This window comes from Cryobacterium breve, from assembly GCF_027594785.1.
GTDB lineage: Bacteria > Actinomycetota > Actinomycetes > Actinomycetales > Microbacteriaceae > Cryobacterium > Cryobacterium breve_A.
Map to the genome: position 1 here is coordinate 2760501 of NZ_CP075584.1, position 21101 is coordinate 2781601.

The window sequence follows — 21101 nt, forward strand, 5'->3', positions numbered from 1 at the left end:
CGCGCCGTGCATTCAAATGTCGTCCGCTCAGAGGCCCTGGGCCAGGCGGTAGTACGCCGCGTTCCAGCGGATCGCCTGTTCGAAGCTCCGCAGCTCGGTCGTCTCGTCGATGACGAGAAGCTCCGTCTTCGCGATATCGGCGAAGTCGGTGAAGGCCTCGAGGCCGAGCGCGGTCGACATCACGGTGTGGTGCGCCGCACCAGCGGTGAGCCATGCGGCCGCCGAGACCGCGAAGGACGGTGCGGGCTTCCAGACGGCGCGGCCGACCGGCAGCTTCGGCAGGGGCTCTGTGGGCTCGACAACTTCGATGACGTTGGCGACGAGACGGAACCGGTCGCGCATGTCGCTCATCGCGACCACGACGGCGGGTCCAGGATCGGCCGTGAACACGAGGCGCACGGGGTCTTCGCGGCCGCCGATACCGAGCGGGTGGATCTCGAGCGTCGGCTTCGCGGTCGTCAGGGCGGGGTTGACCTCGAGCATGTGGGCACCCAGGATGACTTCCGCCCCGGGGGTCAGGTCGTAGGTGTAGTCCTCCATCAGGGAGGCGCCGCCGGGGAGCCCGGAGCCCATGACGTTGGCGGCGTGCACGAGGATGGCCGTCTTCCAGTCGCCTTCGGCGCCGAAGCCGTAGCCGTCGGCCATCAGGCGCTGCACGGCGAGGCCGGGGAGCTGGCGGAGGGCTCCGAGGTCTTCGAAGCTCGTGGTGAACGCACCGAATCCGCCGGCTTCGAGGAATGACCGGAGGCCGATCTCGATCGCGGCGCCGTAGCGCAGCGACTCGTGACGCTCGGCGCCGGCCCGCAGGCTCCGGAGCGACGTCATAGAGTTCTTCGTACTCGGCGACGAGGGCGTCGATCTGGTCCTTCGTTGCCGCGGCGACGGCCTCCGCGAGGTCATTGACGCCCCACGTGTTGACCTGCACGCCGAACCGCAGCTCGGCCTCGGTTTTGTCACCCTCGGTGACGGCGACGTAGCGCATGTTGTCGCCGAACCGGGCGAGCTTGAGGCTCTTGGTCGCGGCCCAGCCGGCGGCGGCACGGGTCCAGGTACCGATCTGCGCGGTGACGGCGGGGCTCGAGGCGTGGCCGACGACGGTCTTCCTGGCGACGCCCAGGCGGGTCTGGATGTAGCCGAACTCACGGTCGCCGTGTGCGGCCTGGTTGAGGTTCATGAAGTCCATGTCGATGTCCGCCCACGGCAGTTCGACGTTCGCCTGGGTGTGGAAGTGCAGCAGGGGCTTCTGGAGGGCGTCGAGCCCGGAGATCCACATCTTCGCGGGGGAGAACGTGTGCATCCAGGCGATGAGCCCGATCACCTTGTCGTTGGCATTCGCCTCGAGGATCGCGCGCTTGATCGACTCCGAATCCTTCAGCACCGGCTTCCACACGATCGTGACCGGAATGTCGGATGCTGCCGCGAGCGTGTCCGAAATGGCGCGCGACTGCTCCGCCACCTGTCGGAGGGTCTCCTCGCCGTACAGGTTCTGGCTGCCGGTGAGGAACCAGACCTCGTAGGAGCGAAGGTCGGGAGTGATGCGGTTGCTCATAGGGTGCTTTCCTTCAGTGAGAGTGCTTCAATGGCGATGCGTTCGACGGCGAGGCCGGCGGAATAGCGCGCAAGGTAAGTCGTGAATCCGGCGACGTCTGTCGGATCGGGCTGGGTGGTGTCGAACGCGGTGGTCGCGAAGACCTGTTCGTCGAGGTAGTCGTCGAGGCTTTGGCCGTGGTCGGCGGCCCGCAGGTAGGACGCCAGCACTGCGATGCCCCAGGCGCCGCCTTCCGATGCCGTTTCGGTCACGGTGACGGGGGTGCCGAGCGCCCCGGCGAGGAATCGCTGTGCGACTCCGGCGGTGCGGAACATGCCGCCGTGGGCGAACATCTCGTCGATCACGACGCCCTCGTCGGCAAGGACCCGCATCCCGAGGCTGAGCGTGCCGAAGACACCGTAGAGCTGGGCGCGCATGAAGTTCGCGAGCGTCAGCCGGCTGTCCGGAGTGCGCACGACGAGGGGCCTGCCCTCGGTGAGGCCGGCGATCGGCTCGCCCGCGAGATGGTTGTAGGCCAGCAGCCCACCGGCGTCCGCCTCGCCCTCGAGCGCTTCGCGGAACAGTGCGTCGAAGACGGCATCGCTGGCGAGCGGCTGGCCGGCGACCGTGGCGAACCGGGAGAAGAGGCCGACCCAGGTCGCGAGTTCGCTGGCACCGTTGTTGCAGTGCACCATCGCGACGGGGTCCCCGGCCGGAGTCGTGACGACGTCGAGCTCGTGGTGCACAGTCTGGAGCGGCCGTTCGAGCACGACCATGGCGAAGATGCTCGTGCCGGCACTGACATTGCCCGAGCGGGGGCGACGGACCGGGTCGCGACCATTCCCGTTCCGGCATCGCCCTCGGGTGGGCACAGTGCCGCACCGGGCTTGAGCGTGCCCGTCGGGTCGAGAAGCCGGGCGCCCTGGTCGGTCAGGTTCCCGGCGGGCTGACCCGCGACGAGCACCTCCGGAAGCAGGTCGACGAGGCGGGATCCGGGGGTGCCGGCCGCGGGGAGGCTGTCGTATCGCGCCAGTAACTCGGCGTCGTATGTCTTGGTGGCCGCGTCGATCGGGAACATGCCCGAGGCGTCACCGACTCCCAGAACTTTCCGACCCGTGAGCCTGCCAGTGGACATAACCGGCGAGGGTGGTGAGAGAGGCGATCTCGGGGACGTGAGGTTCCTTGTCGAGGACCGCCTGACGGAGATGCGCGATGGACCAGCGCAGCGGGATGTTCACGCCGAACAGGTCGGTGAGTTCCGCGGCGGCCGGGCCGGTTGTCGTGTTCCGCCAGGTCCTGAAGGGCGCGAGGAGGTCGCCGGCCGCATCGAAGGCGAGGTACCCGTGCATCATGGCGGAGACGCCGATCGCCGCGAAGGTGTCGGGGCGCACGCCATAGCGAGATTCGGCATTGTCGATGAGATCGGCGTAGGCAGCCTGCAGGCCCGACCACACGTCCTCGAGGGAATAGGTCCACACCTGTCCGACGAACTCGTTGTCCCACTCGTGGCTGCCGACCGCGATCACCTGCGACGGGTCGTCACCGATCAGGCACGCCTTGATCCGGGTCGACCCCAGTTCGATCCCGAGGGAGAGGCGCCCCGCGCGGAGGTCGTCTCGTGCGGAATCGCCGGGGGAAACGGTACTCGATGTCGACACAAGACTCCTTTGACTTACTCATGTGATCGATCACATGCGCGATGTATGCAGTCTACGACATCGTCATCCCGGATGTCGACCGTCAGTTTGGCGACCGTCAGTGTCCGGTTCGTGGCCGCTCCGGCGGGGCACCGGTGGACGCCCGCTCGATGAGTCTCAGGGTCGACGGCCGGGTGCAGGTCCGCTTCGCCGAGGAGAAGCGCCACGGCGCGCCGCCCGGCTTCGGTCAGGTCCTGCCGAACGGTCGTCAGGGCGGGTTGGTAGTACGCGGCCTCGGGAACGTCATCGAAGCCGACGATGCTGAGGTCCCCCGGCACGGTCATGCCCAGGGAAGCCGCGGCGCTCAGGGCGCCGAGGGCCATCTGGTCGTTGCCGGAGAAGATGGCCGTCACGCCTTGTCCGAGCAGCGCACGGGCGGCACGATAACCTGAGGCGGCGCTCCAGTCGCCGGTCTCCACGAATCGCGGATCCAGCTGTCGCGACCGAAGCTCTTCCTGGAATCCGGTCAGGCGCTGTTGCGCGTCGAGCCATTCCGGCGGGCCGGCGATGTGGCCGACGCGCTGATGGCCGAGATCCGCAAGATGTGAGGTCGCCAGCCGGGCCCCCGGACCTGGTCCAGCATCCCGCCCTGCGGCTCGCTCCCCGCTGCCGTCTGCAGCGTCACATACGGCACCGGGATCGTCAGGCCTTCGAGCGCGACAAGCACCTGGGTCTGCGGGGCCACCACGATCAGCCCCTCCGCCGAGAGGTCGGCCAGGTGGCTGAGTGCGTCGTCCACGGATCTCCGGTCGAGTCCGTCCGCGTTCGCGATCGTCACGCTGTAGCCGCGACTGCGTGCCGCAGCCCCGATGGCGGCGACGATGGTCGCAGGACCGTACTCTCCGCTCGAGGTCGACAGTATTCCGATCAGGCGCGATCGGCTCGAGGACAACGCGCGGGCGGCGGCGTTCGGCCGGTAGTTCAACTCCCGCATGGCATCGAGCACCTTCTGGCGCGTGGCCGCGCGCAGGCTGGGGTGATCGTTCAGGACACGGGAGACCGTCTGGTGGGACACTCCCGCGACCCTGGCCACATCGAACACGCTGGCGGCACGAGGTCTGGCCTCCTCGTTGCCTCGGTCTGCGTCCATGGTCTGATTATCGCCGTGCGCGGGGGTCGCGTCTGTCACGGGACTCCCAGCCGGCATCCGCCCGGCTGACCGGGTCAGGGCTCGCACGGGGACAGGAGTACAGTTCGGCGAGTCGGCCACCACGGTGAAAGGCTGGGACATGACGATCAATTTCGGCGCTCGCGGGCACGATGTGACGTGGGCGTCAACGCCCGAGGAGCTGGCCCGTGGCCTCGCGGACTACGGGGTGCACAACGTACAACTCGCCCTCGGCCGGTCGTTCCCTGAGCCTGAGCGGCGCGGACGCCCTCAACCCGGGAATGGGCGCGTACTTCCGCCGCACGCTGGCCGCCCAGGGCGTGGACATCGCCGTGCTGGGTTGCTACGACAACATCATCCATCCGGATGCCGCGCGCAGGGAGTCGATCCTGCGCAGGTTCGAGGCGTACCTGCGCAACGCCCGGCATTTCGGGGCACCGATGGTCGCGACCGAGACCGGGAGTGTCCAAGCGGAGGGCTTCGCGTACACCCGGGCGAACTTCACGGACGGAGGCGTACCGCGAGGCCGCCGTGGTGATTCGACGGCTCGCCGAATTCGGCGAACGCGTGGGCACCATCGTCGCCATCGAGCCGGGCATCAACCACCCGATCTACAACCTCGATCGGGTCGAGCAGCTTCTCGACGACATTGACTCGCCCTTCCTGGGCATCGTGTTCGACGCCACGGCGTTGCTCGACCCGCACGAACCCGTCGATCTGGCGGAGTTGACGAGCGACGCGTTCGAGCGGTTCGGGGGACGCATCGTCGCGGCGCACCTCGACGACTACCGTCTGTCGGATGGCCGCGTCATCCGTTGCGATATCGACGAGGGAGTGCTCCCGGTCGCCCAGATTCTCGCCACGATCAGTGCGCACGCTCCCTATCTCGCCGTCATCATGGAGGAAACCGTCAACGACGCGATCGCCCGGACGGTGAATCGCTATGGGGAATCGGGATTCTCGAAGTGAACGCCCTCGGGGTTGCGACTCCGGCGGATGAATTCCTTGGTCGTCATGCCGAACTCATCCTTGAAACAGCGCAGGAAATGCGTGTACGACGAGAACCCGGCGATCCGATAAACGTCCAGGGCGTTCCCGTGCGTGCTCAGGAGATCCTTGCTGTGCAGTAGCCGCTTCTTCAGCGTGTACTGGTGGAAGTTGAGTCCGGTGTTCGTCTTGAACTGCCGCGACAGGTAGTACTTGCTGATGAAGAACCTGCCGGCGACGGCATCAAGCGACAGGTCCTCGTCCAGGTTGTCGGCGACGTAACCCATCACCGCCGAGATCAGGGCTGACACGGGCAGGTCGTGGGGAACGACGGCGTTCTCGGAGTCGAAGACGGCCTTGTTGAGTTCGATCAGGAATTCGATCAGCCGGTTCTCCCGGACGAGGTCCGCCCCGAAGCCCGGCTGATCCGGATCGTCCAGGCGGGAGATCTGGTCGCGCAACCAGTCGGCATCCACTCGGATGACCTGGCTCGTCGGGGTGCCGTCCTTGGCGAACAGGAGGTTGAGGTTGGTGCTTTCCGAGGATCGACTGGTGAGGAACTCCTCACGGATGTGGATGTACGCACGTTCGTAGTACTCGCTGGACTGCCTGACGATGTTGTGCAGGTCGTTCCGGCGCACGAAGGTCACGGTTCCCGGTTCCGTGGAGTATTCGGTGCCGCCCAGCCGGAAGACCCCCGTGCCGCTCAGTACGCAATTGATCTCGTGGAAGTCGTGATAGTGCAGGTTCGCGTGCTCACGGACGGCATTGTCGACGTGGTAGATCTCGAAATGCCCGGAGATCATCGAGTTCACGATCACTGCTCGGCGAGGCTCCATCGACGTCTCCTCTCCCGTTTCTCAGGCGACAGTCTGGCACGCAGCCTCCGCTGCAAGAAACGACAGTTTCTGAGCAACTGTCGACACCAAGGGGCCTGTATCGACGGATTCGCGGGTTGTAACGTTTCAATTACAAGGGATCAAAGAAGATTGTGAAGAGAAACCATGCATCTAGACACTGCCGTCAGCAGAGAGCAGATCGTTCAAAAGATCGATGCCATGATCTCCAACCTGACCACAATCAGGGACGAGTCAGGTAAGTTTTTACTCCATTTCAGTGATGTCGTCGTGGACGACAAGAGCTGGAATGTCTGGAATTGGCCTCAGGGTGTCGGTCTCTACGGGATCTACAAGAATTACCGGATCACCGGCAATCCGCTCGCAGCGGATGTCGTGCGCGAGTGGTTCGACACCGCGCTCGCCGCGGGCGCCCCGCCGAAGAACGTCAACACGATGGCGCCGCTGCTCGCCATGGCCTGCCTGTACGAGGACACCAAGGACAGCAGGTACATCCCGTACCTCAACCAATGGGCGCAATGGGCCATGCACGACATGCCCCGCACCCACGGTGGGGGCATGCAGCACATGACCTATGCCGGACCGAACTCCGAGCAGGCTCTGGGACGACACCCTGATGATGACGGTGCTGCCCCTCGCGAAGATCGGTCGCCTGCTGGACCGGCCGGAATACATCGAGGAAGCCAAGTACCAGTTCCTCATCCACGCCCAGTACCTTATGGACAAGAAGACGGGCCTCTGGTTCCACGGCTGGTCGTTCGAGCGCCGCGACAACTACGCGGACGCGCTCTGGGCCCGTGGCAACTGCTGGATCACCATCGCCATCCCGGAACTCATCGGCACCCTGGGGCTGAAGCCCGGAGACCCGATCCGGGAGTGGCTGCTCGAGATCCTCAACAGCCAGGTCTCGGCGCTCGCGGAACTGCAGGACGAGTCCGGCATGTGGCACACGCTGCTCGACGACCCGACCTCCTACCTGGAGTCCTCCGCGACGGCCGGCATCGCCTACGGGCTGCTCAAAGCCGTGCACGAGCGCTACATCGACAAGAGCTACGCGGCCGTGGCAGAGAAGGCCGTTGCCGCGCTGTACGACCGGATCACCGACGAGGGCGAGGTCCAGAACGTCTCGGTCGGAACCGGGATGGGTGACGACCTGGACTTCTACAAAAACATCGACCAGACCGCCATGCCGTACGGCCAGTCGCTCACGGTGCTGTGCTTCGCCGAGTATCTCGTCTCCTTCTGCTGAGACGACCATGCCTTCCACGAAAAGAGTAAGAAAATGACCGAAAAGTTTGCCATGGAGAGCTTCTCCCTGAACGGCAAAGTCGCCTTGATCACCGGAGCCAGCTACGGCATCGGGCTCGCCATCGCCTCGGCCTACGCCGCCGTCGGCGCCCGGATCGCCTTCAACGATCGCGACCAGGCCGCGGTCGACCGGGGACTCGCCGCATACCAGGAGGCCGGGATCGAGGCCCACGGATACGTGGCCGACGTCACCGACGAGGACGCGATCGTCGCGATGGTCAAGCAGATCGAGGACGAGGTCGGCACCATCGACATCCTCGTCAACAACGCCGGCATCATCAAGCGCGTCCCGATGCTCGAGATGAGCGTCGCCGACTTCCGCCAGGTGATCGACGTCGACCTCAACGGACCGTTCATCGTCGCCAAGGCCGTGCTGCCGGGAATGATCAAGAACGGCCACGGAAAGATCATCAACATGTGCTCGATGATGTCCGAGCTCGGCCGCGAAACCGTGTCGGCCTACGCCGCAGCCAAGGGCGGCCTGAAAATGCTCACCCGCAACATCTGCTCCGAATTCGCCGAAGCCAACATCCAGTGCAACGCCATCGGCCCCGGCTACATCGCGACGCCGCAGACGGCCCCGCTCCGTGAACTTCAGGAGGACGGCTCCCGGCACCCGTTCGACCAATTCATCATCGCGCGGACCCCCGCCGCTCGCTGGGGAACACCCAACGACCTCTGCGGCCCCGCCGTGTTCCTGGCCTCCGACGCGAGCAATTTCGTCAATGGCCTGGTCCTCTATGTCGACGGCGGCATCCTCGCCTACATCGGCAAGACCCCTCAGTAACGCGGCACCGCCCGCACCATCACGGGAACACCATCAACGAAAAGGTCGAAGAACCGATGAAGATTGCTTTGATAAACGAGAACTCCCAGGCCTCCAAGAACGCCGTCATCTACAAGGCGCTCAAGGATGTGGCCGACGAGAAAGGCTACGAGTCCTTTAACTACGGGATGACCGGCGCGGAGGGCGAGAGCCAGCTGACCTACGTGCAGAACGGTCTCCTCGCCTCGATCCTGCTGGGTACCGGGGCTGTCGACTTCGTCGTCACCGGGTGCGGCACCGGGGTGGGCGCCATGCTCGCCTGCAACAGCTTCCCCGGCGTGGTCTGCGGCCTCGCCATCGAACCGACGGATGCCTACCTCTTCTCCCAGATCAACGGCGGAAACGCCCTCTCCATTCCCTATGCGAAGGGCTTCGGCTGGGGAGCAGAGCCTCAACCTCACGCTCATCTTCGAACGCCTGTTCGCGGAGTCGATGGGTGGCGGGTACCCCAAGGAGCGGGTGGTCCCGGAACAGCGCAATGCCCGCATCCTCGCCGAGATGAAGGCGGTCGTGTACAAGCCCCTCATCCAGGTCCTCAACGAGATCGATCAGGACTTCCTGAAGGAAACCGTCGCCACCGAGAACTTCACGGAGTATTTCACCGCAAACGCCGAACCGGGGGAGGTGCGGGACTACATCCTCGCGTCACTCGCCTGACCGGCGAACTGCACTCTGCACCACGAACGATCACACTAGAACCACTTATCAAGGAAGATCAAGGGTTTCGTCATGAGCGAAAACACGACAACGTCACAGAGGACGCCGTCGAACGACAAACAGGTTTCATCCCGCAATCTCAAACGCGCCGCCTTCAGCGGGTGGATCGGAAGCGCACTGGAGTACTACGACTTCACGCTGTATTCCCAGGCGGCAGCACTCGTCTTCCCGACGGTGTTCTTCCCCACCGCGAGCCCGGCCGTCGCCATCGTCGCGTCGCTGGCGACGTACGGTGTCGGCTATGTCGCACGGCCCATCGGTGCCGTCGTCCTCGGTAACCTGGCCGACCGCCACGGCCGGAAGCACGTCCTCGTTATCGCCATGATGATGATGGGTCTGGCCACGCTCCTCGTCGGCGTCCTGCCGACCTACTCCCAGGTAGGCATCCTCGCGCCGATCCTGCTGGTGGTGCTCCGGCTCGTCCAGGGCTTCGCGGTTGCCGGGGAGCTGGGCGCCTCCAACGCCCTCATCGTCGAGCACTCGCCCGATTCCAAGCGCGGCTTCTTCGCAAGCTTCAGCCTGCAGGGGTCCCAGATCGGCAGCATCCTCGCCCTCGCCTTCATGCTTCCGCTGGCATCCGCGCTCCCCGCCGAGGCCTTCCAGAGCTGGGGATGGCGGATTCCGTTCCTGCTCAGCGCTGTCGTCATCCTCGCCGGCTACCTGATCCGCCGCAACATCGAAGAGCCGCCCGCCTACCTGAGGCAGTCCCAGATCAAGGAGTTCAAGACCCCGGCGATCGAACTGTTCCGTCGCTACCCGCGCATGCTCCTCATCTGCGTCATCAGCACCCTGGCCAACGTGATCGGCACGGCGACCCTGGTCTTCGGTGTCACTTTCGGCAAGCAGGAGAGTTACGGAGTCGGCTTCACGACGAGTGAGTTCCTCTGGATCATCCTCATCATCAACACGGTCTCTGCCCTGACGATCCCGCTGTTCGGGAAGCTGTCCGACGTCTTCGGCAGGAAGGCGCTCATGATCACCGGCGCCCTCGGCGGTGGACTCACGTCGATCCCGTTCCTCTTCGCGGTGCAGGAGAAGAACTTCGCCCTCGTGCTGATCCTCGGCGTGCTCGCCATGTCGATCTTCTTCCAGATGTGGAATGCCACGTTCGCCACGGCCTACCAGGAGCAGTTCCCGACCCGGCTGCGCGTCACCGGCTTCGCCGTCTCACGGAACGTCGGCCTGATGCTCGCAGCGTTCGCACCGGCGATCTTCACCCTGATGGCCCCTCCCGGAACGAGCAACATCCCGATCGTGATCGGCATCACCACCCTGGTGGTCACCGTGATCGCCGCGGGCGCCACCCTGCTCCTCCGCAACGGAGCCGGCGAGAGCCTGGCCGAGTAACGGGCACGACCAAGCCCCCTGCGTCCCGGTCCATCACCGGGATGCAGGGGGCTCTGTCGTGAGTTGGCCCAGTGGCGGGCTCGCCCGAGTATCAGTTGTGCACAAAGGGTTTGTGTGCCAAGGTTGGTACGTGACGAGTCCTCTGAGTGAGATGCCGTGCTTCGCCCTGTACGCGGCCTCTCGCGCCGTGACCCAGGCGTACCGTGCCGTGCTGGCCGAGGAGGAGATCACCTACCCCCAGTTCCTGGTGCTCGTCGTGCTGGCGTCCGAGGGCGAGTCTTCGGTGAGCGCGCTCGCGAGTGCCATGTTCCTCGACTCGGGCACCCTGTCCCCGCTTCTGCAACGGCTCGAGGCGCGCCGGATCCTGACCCGCGAACGCCGGAAGGGTGACGAGCGTACGGTGATCGTGGCGCTGACCCCCGAGGGCCGGCAGCTGCATGACCGGGTCACCTCAACCGTGCGCTGCCTTGATCCTGCCTACGGGATCACGACGGTCAACGAACTAAGCAACCTGCTGGAGAGCCTGCATGGCATCACCTCAGGCATGTCGGACCTCACCGAGACCCTGCGCTCGTCGTCGCGAAGCGCGCTCACGCACTAGGTGCGCTCGTCGGTGACCGGTCTGGCCGACTCCGGCCGCGCTGCCACCATCGGTCACCCGTTGTCCCACGACCCACCATCCGTCGCTCACCTTTCCGTGACCCACCATCCCGTCACTCACCGTTCCGTCACCAGCATTCGCGCACGGCCCAACCGGAGGAATCACATGCCACTCGAAATCGGCTCCACCCTGAACTTGCAGCTTCGGGAGGTCGGCGGGGGAGACCTGAACCTCGCCGACTACCGCGAATCCTCGAACGTGTTCGTCTACTTCATGCGCGCGCTGTCGTGCGCTCAGTGCAACGCAGCGGTTCGCACCCTCGCCGCGCAGAAGAACGAGCTGGCAGCGGCGGGAGTTCAGGTCATCGTCGCCGTGCCGGAAGAGGAGGCCGCGGCGACCGCGTGGAAGGCGAAGCGCGGTGTGCCGTTCCCGGTTGTGATCGGCAAGGACGGAACGGCACACGCCGAAGCGGGATTGCTCCGCAAGGTTTTCGGCGCCATCCAGCAGTCCGGCGGCGTCCTGCTCGACAAGGAGGGCATAGTCCGCTACTCCCACATTTCAACCAATCCCGGAGCCAGCTACAACAAGGCCGACCTGGCTGCGGCGATCGAAACGCTGACGGCGAGCACGGCCGCCTAGCGCTTCTTGTCTTAAGGGGGTCGTGGGCACGTGGGCACGGCCCCTCTTTCATCTCTCCGCGGACTGATTCACAGAGGCCAAGGCCACCAGCCAGTCGGGTGAGTGACGACCGGTTCTCAGATCAGCTGGCGTTTCTCGATCTGTTCGAAGGTACTCGTCGCATCCCGGAGTCCGGCCCACAGGACCACCACGCCGGCGGCCAGGGACGCGGGGACATCGATGATCCGCTGGTTGCTGCTGCCCCGGAACTGCAGTTTCAGGTCACGTTTCGCGAGTTCGAACCGGCCGTCGACCAGAACATCGATTCCGCGGAGCATGGCGAGCTTGTCCGGGCTCTCGAGCAGCAGGCTCCTCGAAGGTGTATCCGGTCCAGGACCACACGTCTTTCGACGAGCCGAACTTCCGGCGGACCCGGTCGATCAGACCGAGGCACACCCCGGTGTTGAGGAACGGCTCACCGCCGAGCAGGGTCAGGCCCTGGACGTACTCCTGGCCGAGGTCGGTCAGGATCTGGTCTTCGAGTTCCTGGCTGTATTCCTGACCGTAGCGGAAGCTCCAGGTGGCCTCGTTGAAACAGCCCTCGCACGCGAACAGGCACCCGGACAGGTACAGGCTGCACCGCACGCCCTCGCCGTCAACGAAGACGAAGGGCTTGTAGTCCCCGACGTATCGCTGGCTCAGCTTCTCAGACAGCCACTCGCCGGGCCGGGGGTTACGCATCCTCGGAGACCGCTGCCGGGGCATCCGCCCCACTGATGCCGGTGGCGCCCGCCATGTGCTTGACCCGGGAGGTGATTTCCATGTGCCGGCCGTGCACCATCGGACGGGCCTGCGGGTTGCCGAGGTAGCCGCAGGTGCGCTTGACGACGTCGCAGGTCATCGGGTCGGCGTTGCCGCACTCGGGGCACTCGAAGCCGCGCTCCGTCGCATCGAAGTCGCCCGAGAAGCCGCAGGCGTAACAACGGTCGATCGGGGTGTTGGTGCCGAGGTAGCCGATCCGGTCGTAGGAGTAGTCCCAGACCGCCTCCAGCGCCTTGGGGTTCTGCTGCAGGATCGGGTATTCGCAGTAGTGGATGAACCCGCCCGACGCGAACTGCGGGTAATCCTTCTCGAAGTCGAGCTTTTCGAACGGGGTCGGGCTCTTGCGCACGTCGTAGTGGAAGCTGTTGGTGTAGTAGTCCTTGTCGGTGATGTTCTCGACCAAGCCGAACTTCGCGGTGTCGAGCCGGCAGAACCGGTCGGTCAGGCTCTCGCTCGGGGTCGAGTACACGCTGAACTGGTAGCCGTACTCGTTACTCCACTCCTGGGTGCGGTCGTGGAGCGTGCGCAGGATGTCGACCGTGAAGTCCTTCGCCTCGGGGTTGGATTCCCAGGCTCCGCCGTAGAACGCCGCTGCCACCTCGTAGAGGCCGATGTAGCCGAGCGACACCGTGGCGCGCTTGTCCTTGAACAGGGTGTCGACGGACTGGCCGGCCTCCAGGTGCTGGCCGAAGGCGCCGTAGACATAGAGGATCGGTGCGTTCTCCGGGGTCGCTTCCTTGCAGCGCTCGATCCGGAAGAGCAGGGCATCGCGGGCAATGCTCACACGCTCGGCGAGGATGCTCCAGAACTTGTCCTTGTCGCCGGCGGCCTCGAGGGCGATCCGCGGCAGGTTGAGCGTCACGACACCGAGGTTCATCCGGCCCTCTGAGACGTCGTTGCCGGCTTCGTCCCTCCAGCCCTGCAGGAAGGACCTGCAGCCCATCGGCACCTTGAAGCTGCCGGTGAGCCTCCACGATCTTGTCGTAGTTCAGGATGTCGGGGTACATCCGCTTGGTAGAACATTCGAGCGCGAGCTGCTTGATGTCGTAGTTCGGGTCGCTCGGGTCGAGGTTGAGGCCGCGCTTCACCGTGAAGATCAGCTTCGGGAAGATCGCGGTGCGCTTCTCGCGGCCCAGACCCTCGATGCGGATCTGCAGGATCGCCTTCTGGATCTCGCGTTCGAACCAGCTGGTGCCGAGGCCGAAGCCGAGCGAGGTGAACGGAGTCTGCCCGTTCGAGGTGAACAGGGTGTTGATCTCGTATTCGAGGCTCTGCATCGCGTCGTAGATGTCCTTGAGGGTCTTCTCCTCCGCGAACTGCTGGTGCTGGGACTCGTCGGCGATCCACGTCCGGGCGTCGGCGAGGTGCTTCTGCAGGTTCTTCTCGGCATAGGGAGCGAGCACCTCGTCGATCCGGTTGCCCGAGCATCCGCCGTACTGGCTCGACGACACATTCGCGATGATCTGCGAGATCTGCGCGGTGGCCGTCTGGATCGAGCGGGGCGGGTCGACGTCGGCGTTGCCGATCCGGAAGCCGGTGCTGAGCATTGTCCTGAAGTCGATGAGGCAGCAGTTCGTCATCGGCGCATAGGGGTGGTAGTCGAGGTCGTGGTAGTGCAGGTCGCCCTTTTGGTGGGCGTTGGCAACGTGCGGCGGAAGCATCTTCAGGCCGATCGCCTTGCCTACCGCGCCGGCGGTCAGGTCGCGCTGGGTGTTGAAGACGTCGCTGTCCTTGTTGGCGTTCTCGTTGACGACCGATTCATCTTTGCTGATCAGCTTGATGATCGAGTGGTTGATGTCGGTGGACTTGCTGCGCGCGAAGTCTCGCTGGATCCGGTAATTGATGTACGCCTCAGCGGCGTCGTATTCCTTGCTGTCGAGCAGGGCGTGTTCCACGATGTTCTGGACCTCGTAGATCTTGATGTCGACGGCGAAGCGCGAGGCTATCTCGCGGTCGACGCGGGCGACCAGGTCGCGGATGATCCGGTGCGTGAGCGGGGTCAGTTCGCCGTTCACTTCCGTGAAGCTCTTGGCCAGCGCCGCATAGATCCGGGCGTCATCGAAGGCGAGCCGGCGACCATCGCGTTTTGCCACCATAAGTGTGCTGAGACTGCTGCCGGCCGTAAGCGTCCCGGTGCCGGGGGTATCCATCTTCAACACGCGCTGTCGTCTCCTTGACTAATACTCCCCACGACAATCGAGCGGGACAGTAAGTCGGGCGAAAGACCATATCTAGTGGTTGGGGCGTGAGATCGATACTACCTGTTGTGGTCAGACCACAGGAGCATTTTCGCGCCGCGCCGGACGAATAGAGACGGAATGAGTCAGGATTCTGGATCGAAATCTGGATGGACCGCACTGCTGGTGCTTGACTGTGCGCCATGACGACACCTCACGATCGTAGCCACACGTGATTGCCGACATCCTCGCCGGGGTCGTGCTTCTCGGGGCGACGATCACGACCGGGCTCACGGCGGGCGTCTTCGCGCTCTACGCCCACACGATCATGCCCGGGCTGAAGGCCGTCGACGACCGCACCTTCGTGGTCGCTTTCCAGGCGGTGGATCGGGCGATCATCAATCCCTGGTTCATGCTGGGCGCATTCTTCGGATCTCTCGTGATGACAGGGGCCGCCCTGCTGACGAATCTGGGGCGTCCGGGCGCGCCGTGGATCGCCGCCGCCCTTGTGCTCACCCTTGCTGATGTCGTCATCACGGTCGCGGTCCACGTGCCCCTCAACAACGGGATCAAGGCGGCAGGGGTGCCGGAACGGAGCCAGGACCTGGCTGTAGTGCGGAGCCAGTTCCACGAGGCCAGATGGGCGACCTGGAACCGAGTGCGGGCGGCGGCAGCGACGGCTGCATTCGTCGCTCTGGCCTGGTCGTTGATTCTCTTCGGCCAGGCAATGGCCTGAGACGGCTCAGCGCGGCGGGACAGCGAGGAGGCGGCTGCGTGGTGCGAAGGCCTGAGGGCAGGCTCCGCACCACGCACGCGGCGACGCCCCCGCTGTCGCCCAGAATTTCGCGTCGTGCCTGGTTCGGACATGCCGGTTACGGCGTTCCCCCGGAACTGTAACCTAGACATGTCCAACCGAAGGTAAGCGTAGCAGACGTTGGACATGTCCAATATACGTTTCCGGGATCCGCCGGGATGCGGCATGGGTGGGGGAATGACCATGGATCACGACGAACGTCGAGAGCGGGCGGGCGAGCTTGTCGCGGCGCTCAACCTGCCACGACCGCTGACCGCTGACCTGCTGCACCGCCACATGGAAGGGCTACGGCACAAGCGCATCGTCGTCCGCGCGGCGAGTGCTCGGATGATGGAATCCGGGATCTGCGGGCTCTGGATCGAGGTCGACGGCGAGGACTTTGAACGAATCCACTACGCTCCCACGGAGTCCGCCGTGCATCGCCAGCAGTTCATCAACCACGAATTCGGACACATGATCCTCGACGGGGAGAAGGAACGTCTGCCGGCCGACCGTGTCGCGCTTCTCGCTCCCCTTATTCCCTATGACGCGATCGTGCATGCCCTGGCGCGGAGCAGCTTCACCGATGAGCAGGAGGCCCTCGCCGAGGCAATCGGCGATTGCCTGGCCCTGACGATGCTGACCGATCGCACCGACGCCCGGCACGGTCCGCAGACCGGATTCGGGCGGGTGCTCTGATGGTCGTGATCGTGCAGGTGATCGTCTGCGCACTCCTGTGGATTGCAGCCTTGGTCTGCCTGCCTTCCGCTCTCCGTGGACGACGGCGGCTGCTGTTCTGGCTGCTGGCCACATTCGCCCTGCTCATGACACTCCAGCCCGATCCCATCTATGCCGTGATCGATTCCGCCATCGGCGGCGCAAACGTGACCTACTTCGTGTTGCACGCCATCGCGATCGTCGCGGTCGCGCTCGTGAACAGCCTCGTCCAGGCGGCGGCATCACCCGATGGGATCACCCGGCGCCAGGCGCGAGTGACCATCAGTGTGACGGCGGCGGTCATCGTCGTCCAGGCGGTCCTGTTCTTCGGAACCGACTGGCGGATCACGGACGATATCCACCACTCGTTCTTCGATCGCTGGGACTACACGATTTACGCCTCGACGACCTGGGTCGTCTTCGCGTACTTCTCGGTTTCGGTTGCTCTCGCCTGCCTGGGGGACATGCGCCGCCAGGGTCGCACGCTGACCAGGGTCTCGCTCGGTTTCGTCGTGCTCGGCTGCTTCGGTGTGCTGATCTGGGCGCTTGTCAGCATCACCAATGCCACGACCACAGTCATGCACCACGATTCGGACTTCAGCAACTGGTCACGGCCGCTGTATTTCGCGACCCTGCTCCTTTCCCCACTGAGCATGGTCGTCGGACTCGGGCTCACGGCCGCCGTCGACGGAACAATCGCGGCGCAACGCCGGGCGCGGGACCGCATCTTGCTGTGGCGGCTTTCCCCACTCTGGGAGCGCCTCCTCGCTTCGTCCCCAGAGCTCAGCATGGAAGCGCCGGTTCCGCGACTCCGGCTGGTCTTCTCCCGCGACCCCGCCGCGCGGCTCTATCGCCGATATGTCGAGATCAGGGATAGCCTGCTGCTGTATCCTCAGGACACGTCTAGCTCGGAACAGGCCCTTCTGGACGCCACCGAACGTCAAACCCATCCCGAATTGGCAGGCGAACACACGGCATGACCGGCACCCCGGAGAGCAGCCTGGCTCCGTCCACACCACAGGTCGAATTGGCGCGCAAACTCAACCTGCTCCTGGACGTCGTCGTCGCGGAGGGCAACACCCCGCACACGTACCGCGAGATCGCCACTGATCTTCGGTCGAAGCACCTGTCGCTCTCGCGCGCGCGCTGGGCGTACATGATCGCCGGCACGGGCCCGCTCGTCACCGACGCCGACCTCCTGACCGGAATTGCGGAGTTCTTTCGAATCCCGCCCGCCTACCTGCTGGGCTCCGACGACGACCTGCCCGAACGGGTTGATTCCCAGCTCGCCTTCGTGAAGAAGCTTCGGGCGCAGCGCGTCGTCAGCTTTGCAGCCCGCACCCTCGGTGACGTTTCCCCCGAGACGCTCCGCCACATCACCGAACTCCTCGAGGATGACATCGCCGGCGGAGGGCCGCACCAGGACTGATCGGGCAGCGTGGCGGCCCCGGTCGACGAAGCCGGGTTACCTCCTCAGGCGGCGCTCGCCAGGACGAGGGCGACGGCAGCGGGGAAGAACTGAAGTGCGGCCGAACGTCGGTAGGAGGGTCCCGTTGAGGCGAGGACGACTCCGGCGATGGACATGCACGCCGTTCCGAAGATGACGGCCGTCTTGCCTGCGGTGAACGCGGATCCGGACTGCGCGAGCAGCACGACTCCGACGAGCACCCCGACCGCGAGCGCGAGGTTGTAGAAGCCCTGGTTGTAGGCCATCGTGCGAATCGTTTCCGCCTCGCCTCTGGATGCGATCCCGAACCGCCCGTACACGGCGGGTCGCATCCACAACACGCTCTCGAACAGGAAGAAGACGACATGCAGGAGGGCGGCGACGGTAGCGACGATTTGGGCGGCGATGAGCATGGGTTCCTCCGGACTATTGTGTACCAGTCGGTACGGAATCAATCCTGCCGCATCTGCGGCCCGAACGCGACCACAGGAAACGAGCGCCACCGGCGTGCTGAGTGCAGCCAGTCCCTTCGCCTGCGAGGGTCGGCGCCTGTGCGTGTCCGCGACGATCGGGATCGCGATGGCCGAGGACACCGGGGAAGCCAGCGAGCTGCCCCGGCTCGAGGTGCTCCTCAGGAATGCCGACGATGCCATGCGAGCGAAAAAGCAGGCCGGCACGCGCCCGGCGCGGTCGGCCATAAGCTGCGGACCCGCCGTGACAACGGGGTACTGACCGGTCTTTCCTCGGCGCCTGTCGGCCGTCAGCCGATGCGGGCGACTCAGCCGATGCGGGCGACAGTGACCGCGATCTCGACGATGACCGGGTCTCCGGCGCGACTGAAGTGCTCGGCGATCGCGTCGTGAACGCGGCGGCAGACATCCGGTGCCGCATGATCGGGGCCGACTCCGATGCTCGCGGAGATCGAGAGTCCGCCGGCCCGCTCGACGACGACGATCGGATTCGGCGCAGCCACGCTCGGGATCAGCGCGGAGACAACCGAGGCGACGACAGTGGTCAGGAGGGGACCTGCCGGGTAGAGGGCGTCCACGCCCGGGACCGCCAGAATGTAGTCGTCGAGTCGATCGGGAGCGATAGCGGGCTCACTCATCGGCTTCTCCTTCGGAGGTCGGGAGGGCTGTCGTCAGGTACAGGTCGGTGACGGTGATGTCCACGGCCGCGATCGTCAGTTCGGTCTGCTGCACGAGCACCGCGTAGACCGCCGCGCGCAGGCGTGCCGTGAGGTCCCGGACACTCTCTCCGGTGTTCATTCCGTCGGTCCCGACCGAGACGTCGAGGCGCACCGTGATCGGCTCTCCCGGCTCGGTGACGTCGCCTTCGAGGCGGCAGCGACTGATCAGGATGCCGTCGATACCGTCCCCCGCCGTGCGCAGGACACCGATGACCGCGCCTTCGGTGAGCGCCAGCCGGGCGACCGGTGAGTCTGAGGTGAGCGGAATCCGCCGACCGGCGCGGGTTTCAAGCCGGATGCTGTCGATGATGGTCGCGACCCAGCCGTCGGTCCGCTCCGCCTCCCGGTCCACGGCGGCCGAGTCCACCCGGCGCAGCGCAGCGCGGAGCCGCTCGAGACGGGTAAGTGCCACTGTGCACGCCGGGGAATCGTCGATGCTCGAATCGCTCGGGGTGCGGCCGCGGTCGAGGTAGTCGTTGAGGTCCTCGATCGTGTGCCCGGACAGGCGCGACTGTTCCTCGGCCAGGCTCCTCGGGGTCGAACGCCACAAAGGGGGTGTCTGGGGTGTTCATCGCCAGTCCTCCAGTTCCCGCAACAGGGTTTTTCGGGCGCGTGCCAACAAGCCTCGCACGGTCGACACGGGCAGGTCGAGTTCTTCGGCGATATCGGTGTAGCTGTATTCGCCGAGTTCCCGCAGGGTCCAGCAGCGCCGCTGATCGTCCGGCAGCTCGGCCAGACACCGCGCGAGTGCCTCGGCCTGTTCCTGCGTCTCGGCGACGTGGTGCGGCGTGAGGGTCGCCGGAGCCGCGGCATCCGTTTCAGTGATGTCGGCGTGGTCGCGGCGGGCGCGCACCCGGTCGATGCTCTTGCGACCGCAGATGCGCATCAGCCAACTCTTCACCGCGGCGCCGTTCTCGAGGGTCGGCAATTGCCGCCAGGCCGTGATGAATGACTCCTGCACCACATCGTCGGTCTCGTCGTTCGACCCCAGGATGCGCGTCGCGTGCACGCGCATCAGCGGGCCGTGGCGGCGGACGAGGACCTCGAAGGCGCGGACGTCGCCGTCGGCCGCGCGGTCGGCGAGCAGGGCGTCTGAGGCCGCGTCGAGAGCGGATGGCACGGCGAGCCTGGTAACGGTTGTCATCACGTCCTTCCCGAATCACCCCGTGGTGCGCCCAGTAAATTTTTGATCTCCGCGTGACGAACCGGTCGCGGCCTACGTCATACGAGTGACGATCATCACGATCTTCGCCCATCGACAACGAAAGAATACCCATCATGCCGCTTTCCCGTGCTCTCCGCGGTATTTCCGATCGCGACTCGTCCGGTGGTGCGTCCGGCGATGAATCGGCCGACCTGCAGGGCGGACAGACCGTCATCAGCGACAGCGTTGTCGCCAAGGTCGCGGGTGTCGCCGCCCGTGGAGTGACCGGAGTGCACTCGCTCGGCAGCGCGCCCGCCCGGGCCTTCGGCGCCATTCGCGAGGCCCTGAGCGGAACGGACCTGAGCCAGGGTGTGAGCGTCACGGTCAGCGATTCGGACGTGGTCGTCGACATCGTCATCGTGGCCGAGTATCCGACTCCGGTGCAGCAGATCGCCGCCGACGTGCGCGCGAGCATCACACGGGCGATCGAAGACTTCCTCGGCCTCGGCGTGTCGGCCGTGAACGTCACGATCAACGACGTGCATCACCCCTCAGAAGACGACCAGACTTCCCGCGCAACCGCGTCGGGCACCCCCAGAGAAACACCGAGAGAAAGTGACAACACGATGAGCGCATCGGACAAGATCAAGAACACGGCCGAAGACCTCAAGGGCAAGGCCAACGAGGCCATCGGCAAGGCAACGAACGACGACTCCAAGGTCGCGGAGGGGCGCGCGGAGCAGGCATCCGCGAGCGCCAAGAAGGCCGGCGAGAACATCAAGGACGTCTTCAAGGACTAGTCCTTTTCGGCACGGCGGGCCCCGGCCTGCCGTGCCGACGTCGTTTCACCGCATGACCGCTTCACCGCATGACCGCTTGACTGCTTCACCGCTTCACCACAAAATCCGCAACCACGTGTGACCAATCCAGAAAAGAGCACCCCATGGGCTTCTTCGGCTTCCTTCTCCTCGGCCTGATCGCCGGGGCCATCGCCAAACTCATCCTCCCCGGCCAGCAGGGCGGCGGATGGTTCGTGACGCTGCTCCTCGGCGTCGTCGGCGCACTCCTCGGCGGGTTCCTCGGCGGACTCCTGTTCAACGCACCGCTGCAGGACTTCTTCTCGCTGCAGACCTGGCTTCTCGCCATCGGCGGCTCCATCGTCGTCCTCCTGATCTACGGGCTCGCAACGGGTCGGCGCCGCGCGGCGTAGGCATCCCC

At 65.2% G+C, this 21101-nt stretch carries 24 protein-coding genes and 5 pseudogenes; 15 read left to right on the plus strand and 14 right to left on the minus strand.

Annotated elements, in window-relative coordinates:
• Positions 1–27: 27 nt before the first annotated feature.
• From araA to KIV56_RS13540, 5 genes and pseudogenes are all read right to left on the minus strand, one after another.
• A pseudogene (gene araA / locus KIV56_RS13520) lies at positions 28–1549 on the minus strand (L-arabinose isomerase).
• Positions 1546–3186 (minus strand): annotated as a pseudogene (locus KIV56_RS13525) (xylulokinase). Before KIV56_RS13525 ends, araA begins: the two co-directional pseudogenes overlap by 4 nt.
• 14 nt (positions 3187–3200) lie before the next feature.
• On the minus strand, positions 3201–3782 hold the full coding sequence (locus KIV56_RS13530) for a substrate-binding domain-containing protein (protein WP_348648572.1): 582 nt from the start codon (positions 3780–3782) through the stop codon (positions 3201–3203).
• Positions 3692–4315, minus strand: a complete 624-nt coding sequence (locus KIV56_RS13535) for a LacI family DNA-binding transcriptional regulator (protein ID WP_281533844.1) — start codon at positions 4313–4315, stop codon at positions 3692–3694. The genes KIV56_RS13530 and KIV56_RS13535 overlap by 91 nt, the downstream gene beginning before the upstream one ends.
• Positions 4316–4676: 361 nt before the next feature.
• Positions 4677–4838, minus strand: a complete 162-nt coding sequence (locus KIV56_RS13540; protein ID WP_281533845.1) for a hypothetical protein — start codon at positions 4836–4838, stop codon at positions 4677–4679.
• 26 nt (positions 4839–4864) lie between these two features.
• On the opposite strand from KIV56_RS13540, the gene KIV56_RS13545 reads away from it, so the two are divergent.
• Entirely contained in the window at positions 4865–5302 is a 438-nt protein-coding gene (locus KIV56_RS13545; protein WP_281533846.1) for a sugar phosphate isomerase/epimerase family protein, read from the plus strand.
• On the opposite strand, the gene KIV56_RS13550 is transcribed toward KIV56_RS13545, so the two are convergent.
• Positions 5275–6159, minus strand: coding sequence for an AraC family transcriptional regulator (locus tag KIV56_RS13550; protein ID WP_281533847.1), 885 nt, complete (start codon positions 6157–6159; stop codon positions 5275–5277). The genes KIV56_RS13545 and KIV56_RS13550 overlap by 28 nt on opposite strands.
• Positions 6160–6378: 219 nt before the next feature.
• Here KIV56_RS13550 and KIV56_RS20490 point away from each other — a divergent pair.
• The 8 genes and pseudogenes from KIV56_RS20490 to KIV56_RS13590 all read left to right on the plus strand — a co-directional run.
• Positions 6379–6687, plus strand: a pseudogene (locus KIV56_RS20490) (glycoside hydrolase family 88 protein); the annotation flags it as partial.
• Positions 6688–6751: 64 nt separating this feature from the next.
• On the plus strand, positions 6752–7426 hold the full coding sequence (locus KIV56_RS13560; protein ID WP_281533848.1) for a glycoside hydrolase family 88/105 protein: 675 nt from the start codon (positions 6752–6754) through the stop codon (positions 7424–7426).
• Positions 7427–7459: 33 nt separating this feature from the next.
• On the plus strand, positions 7460–8272 hold the full coding sequence (locus KIV56_RS13565) for a gluconate 5-dehydrogenase (RefSeq protein ID WP_281533849.1): 813 nt from the start codon (positions 7460–7462) through the stop codon (positions 8270–8272).
• Between the two features lie 56 nt (positions 8273–8328).
• A pseudogene (locus KIV56_RS20495) lies at positions 8329–8658 on the plus strand (RpiB/LacA/LacB family sugar-phosphate isomerase); the annotation flags it as partial.
• Between the two features lie 13 nt (positions 8659–8671).
• Positions 8672–8968 (plus strand): hypothetical protein, encoded by a 297-nt coding sequence (locus tag KIV56_RS13575; RefSeq protein ID WP_281533850.1) that lies wholly within the window; start codon positions 8672–8674, stop codon positions 8966–8968.
• Between the two features lie 72 nt (positions 8969–9040).
• Positions 9041–10375 (plus strand): MFS transporter, encoded by a 1335-nt coding sequence (locus KIV56_RS13580; protein ID WP_281533851.1) that lies wholly within the window; start codon positions 9041–9043, stop codon positions 10373–10375.
• A 130-nt stretch (positions 10376–10505) separates the two neighbouring features.
• Positions 10506–10976 carry a MarR family winged helix-turn-helix transcriptional regulator gene (locus KIV56_RS13585; protein WP_281533852.1) on the plus strand — a complete coding sequence of 157 codons (471 nt, stop codon included), beginning with the start codon at positions 10506–10508 and terminating at the stop codon, positions 10974–10976.
• A gap of 165 nt (positions 10977–11141) precedes the next feature.
• The gene (locus tag KIV56_RS13590; RefSeq protein ID WP_281533853.1) at positions 11142–11615 is read left to right on the plus strand and encodes a peroxiredoxin family protein; all 474 of its coding nucleotides are present in this window, start codon (positions 11142–11144) and stop codon (positions 11613–11615) included.
• Between the two features lie 116 nt (positions 11616–11731).
• Here the strand turns inward: KIV56_RS13590 and KIV56_RS13595 are convergent, their stop codons facing one another.
• From KIV56_RS13595 to nrdD (KIV56_RS19880), 4 genes and pseudogenes are all read right to left on the minus strand, one after another.
• On the minus strand, positions 11732–11932 hold the full coding sequence (locus tag KIV56_RS13595) for a 4Fe-4S cluster-binding domain-containing protein (protein ID WP_281533854.1): 201 nt from the start codon (positions 11930–11932) through the stop codon (positions 11732–11734).
• The gene (locus tag KIV56_RS13600) at positions 11877–12335 is read right to left on the minus strand and encodes a 4Fe-4S single cluster domain-containing protein (protein ID WP_281533855.1); all 459 of its coding nucleotides are present in this window, start codon (positions 12333–12335) and stop codon (positions 11877–11879) included. The genes KIV56_RS13595 and KIV56_RS13600 overlap by 56 nt, the downstream gene beginning before the upstream one ends.
• Complete coding sequence (nrdD, locus tag KIV56_RS19875) at positions 12328–13359, minus strand: anaerobic ribonucleoside-triphosphate reductase (protein ID WP_348648397.1); 1032 nt, start codon at positions 13357–13359, stop codon at positions 12328–12330. The genes KIV56_RS13600 and nrdD (KIV56_RS19875) overlap by 8 nt, the downstream gene beginning before the upstream one ends.
• A 70-nt stretch (positions 13360–13429) precedes the next feature.
• Positions 13430–14566 (minus strand): annotated as a pseudogene (gene nrdD / locus KIV56_RS19880) (anaerobic ribonucleoside-triphosphate reductase); the annotation flags it as partial.
• Positions 14567–14825: 259 nt separating this feature from the next.
• On the opposite strand from nrdD (KIV56_RS19880), the gene KIV56_RS13610 reads away from it, so the two are divergent.
• From KIV56_RS13610 to KIV56_RS13625, 4 genes are all read left to right on the plus strand, one after another.
• Complete coding sequence (locus KIV56_RS13610; protein WP_281533856.1) at positions 14826–15329, plus strand: DUF1772 domain-containing protein; 504 nt, start codon at positions 14826–14828, stop codon at positions 15327–15329.
• Positions 15330–15533: 204 nt separating this feature from the next.
• Entirely contained in the window at positions 15534–16085 is a 552-nt protein-coding gene (locus KIV56_RS13615; protein ID WP_281533857.1) for a hypothetical protein, read from the plus strand.
• Positions 16085–17083: an MAB_1171c family putative transporter gene (locus KIV56_RS13620; RefSeq protein ID WP_281533858.1), complete on the plus strand. Its 999-nt coding sequence runs from the start codon at positions 16085–16087 to the stop codon at positions 17081–17083. The genes KIV56_RS13615 and KIV56_RS13620 overlap by 1 nt, the downstream gene beginning before the upstream one ends.
• Complete coding sequence (locus KIV56_RS13625) at positions 17080–17532, plus strand: hypothetical protein (protein WP_281533859.1); 453 nt, start codon at positions 17080–17082, stop codon at positions 17530–17532. Before KIV56_RS13620 ends, KIV56_RS13625 begins: the two co-directional genes overlap by 4 nt.
• A 44-nt stretch (positions 17533–17576) precedes the next feature.
• Here KIV56_RS13625 and KIV56_RS13630 read toward each other — a convergent pair whose 3' ends face one another.
• The 4 genes from KIV56_RS13630 to KIV56_RS13645 form a co-directional block, all read right to left on the minus strand.
• Positions 17577–17963, minus strand: a complete 387-nt coding sequence (locus tag KIV56_RS13630) for a DUF1304 domain-containing protein (protein ID WP_281533860.1) — start codon at positions 17961–17963, stop codon at positions 17577–17579.
• Between the two features lie 365 nt (positions 17964–18328).
• Positions 18329–18658: a hypothetical protein gene (locus tag KIV56_RS13635; RefSeq protein WP_281533861.1), complete on the minus strand. Its 330-nt coding sequence runs from the start codon at positions 18656–18658 to the stop codon at positions 18329–18331.
• Positions 18651–19289, minus strand: coding sequence for a hypothetical protein (locus KIV56_RS13640; protein ID WP_281533862.1), 639 nt, complete (start codon positions 19287–19289; stop codon positions 18651–18653). The genes KIV56_RS13635 and KIV56_RS13640 overlap by 8 nt, the downstream gene beginning before the upstream one ends.
• 18 nt (positions 19290–19307) lie before the next feature.
• Entirely contained in the window at positions 19308–19883 is a 576-nt protein-coding gene (locus tag KIV56_RS13645) for an RNA polymerase sigma factor (protein ID WP_281536161.1), read from the minus strand.
• A 134-nt stretch (positions 19884–20017) separates the two neighbouring features.
• On the opposite strand from KIV56_RS13645, the gene KIV56_RS13650 reads away from it, so the two are divergent.
• Together KIV56_RS13650 and KIV56_RS13655 are read left to right on the plus strand one after the other, a co-directional pair.
• Positions 20018–20683, plus strand: coding sequence for an Asp23/Gls24 family envelope stress response protein (locus KIV56_RS13650; RefSeq protein ID WP_281533863.1), 666 nt, complete (start codon positions 20018–20020; stop codon positions 20681–20683).
• Positions 20684–20826: 143 nt separating this feature from the next.
• Positions 20827–21093: a GlsB/YeaQ/YmgE family stress response membrane protein gene (locus tag KIV56_RS13655; protein WP_281533864.1), complete on the plus strand. Its 267-nt coding sequence runs from the start codon at positions 20827–20829 to the stop codon at positions 21091–21093.
• Positions 21094–21101 lie beyond the last annotated feature (8 nt).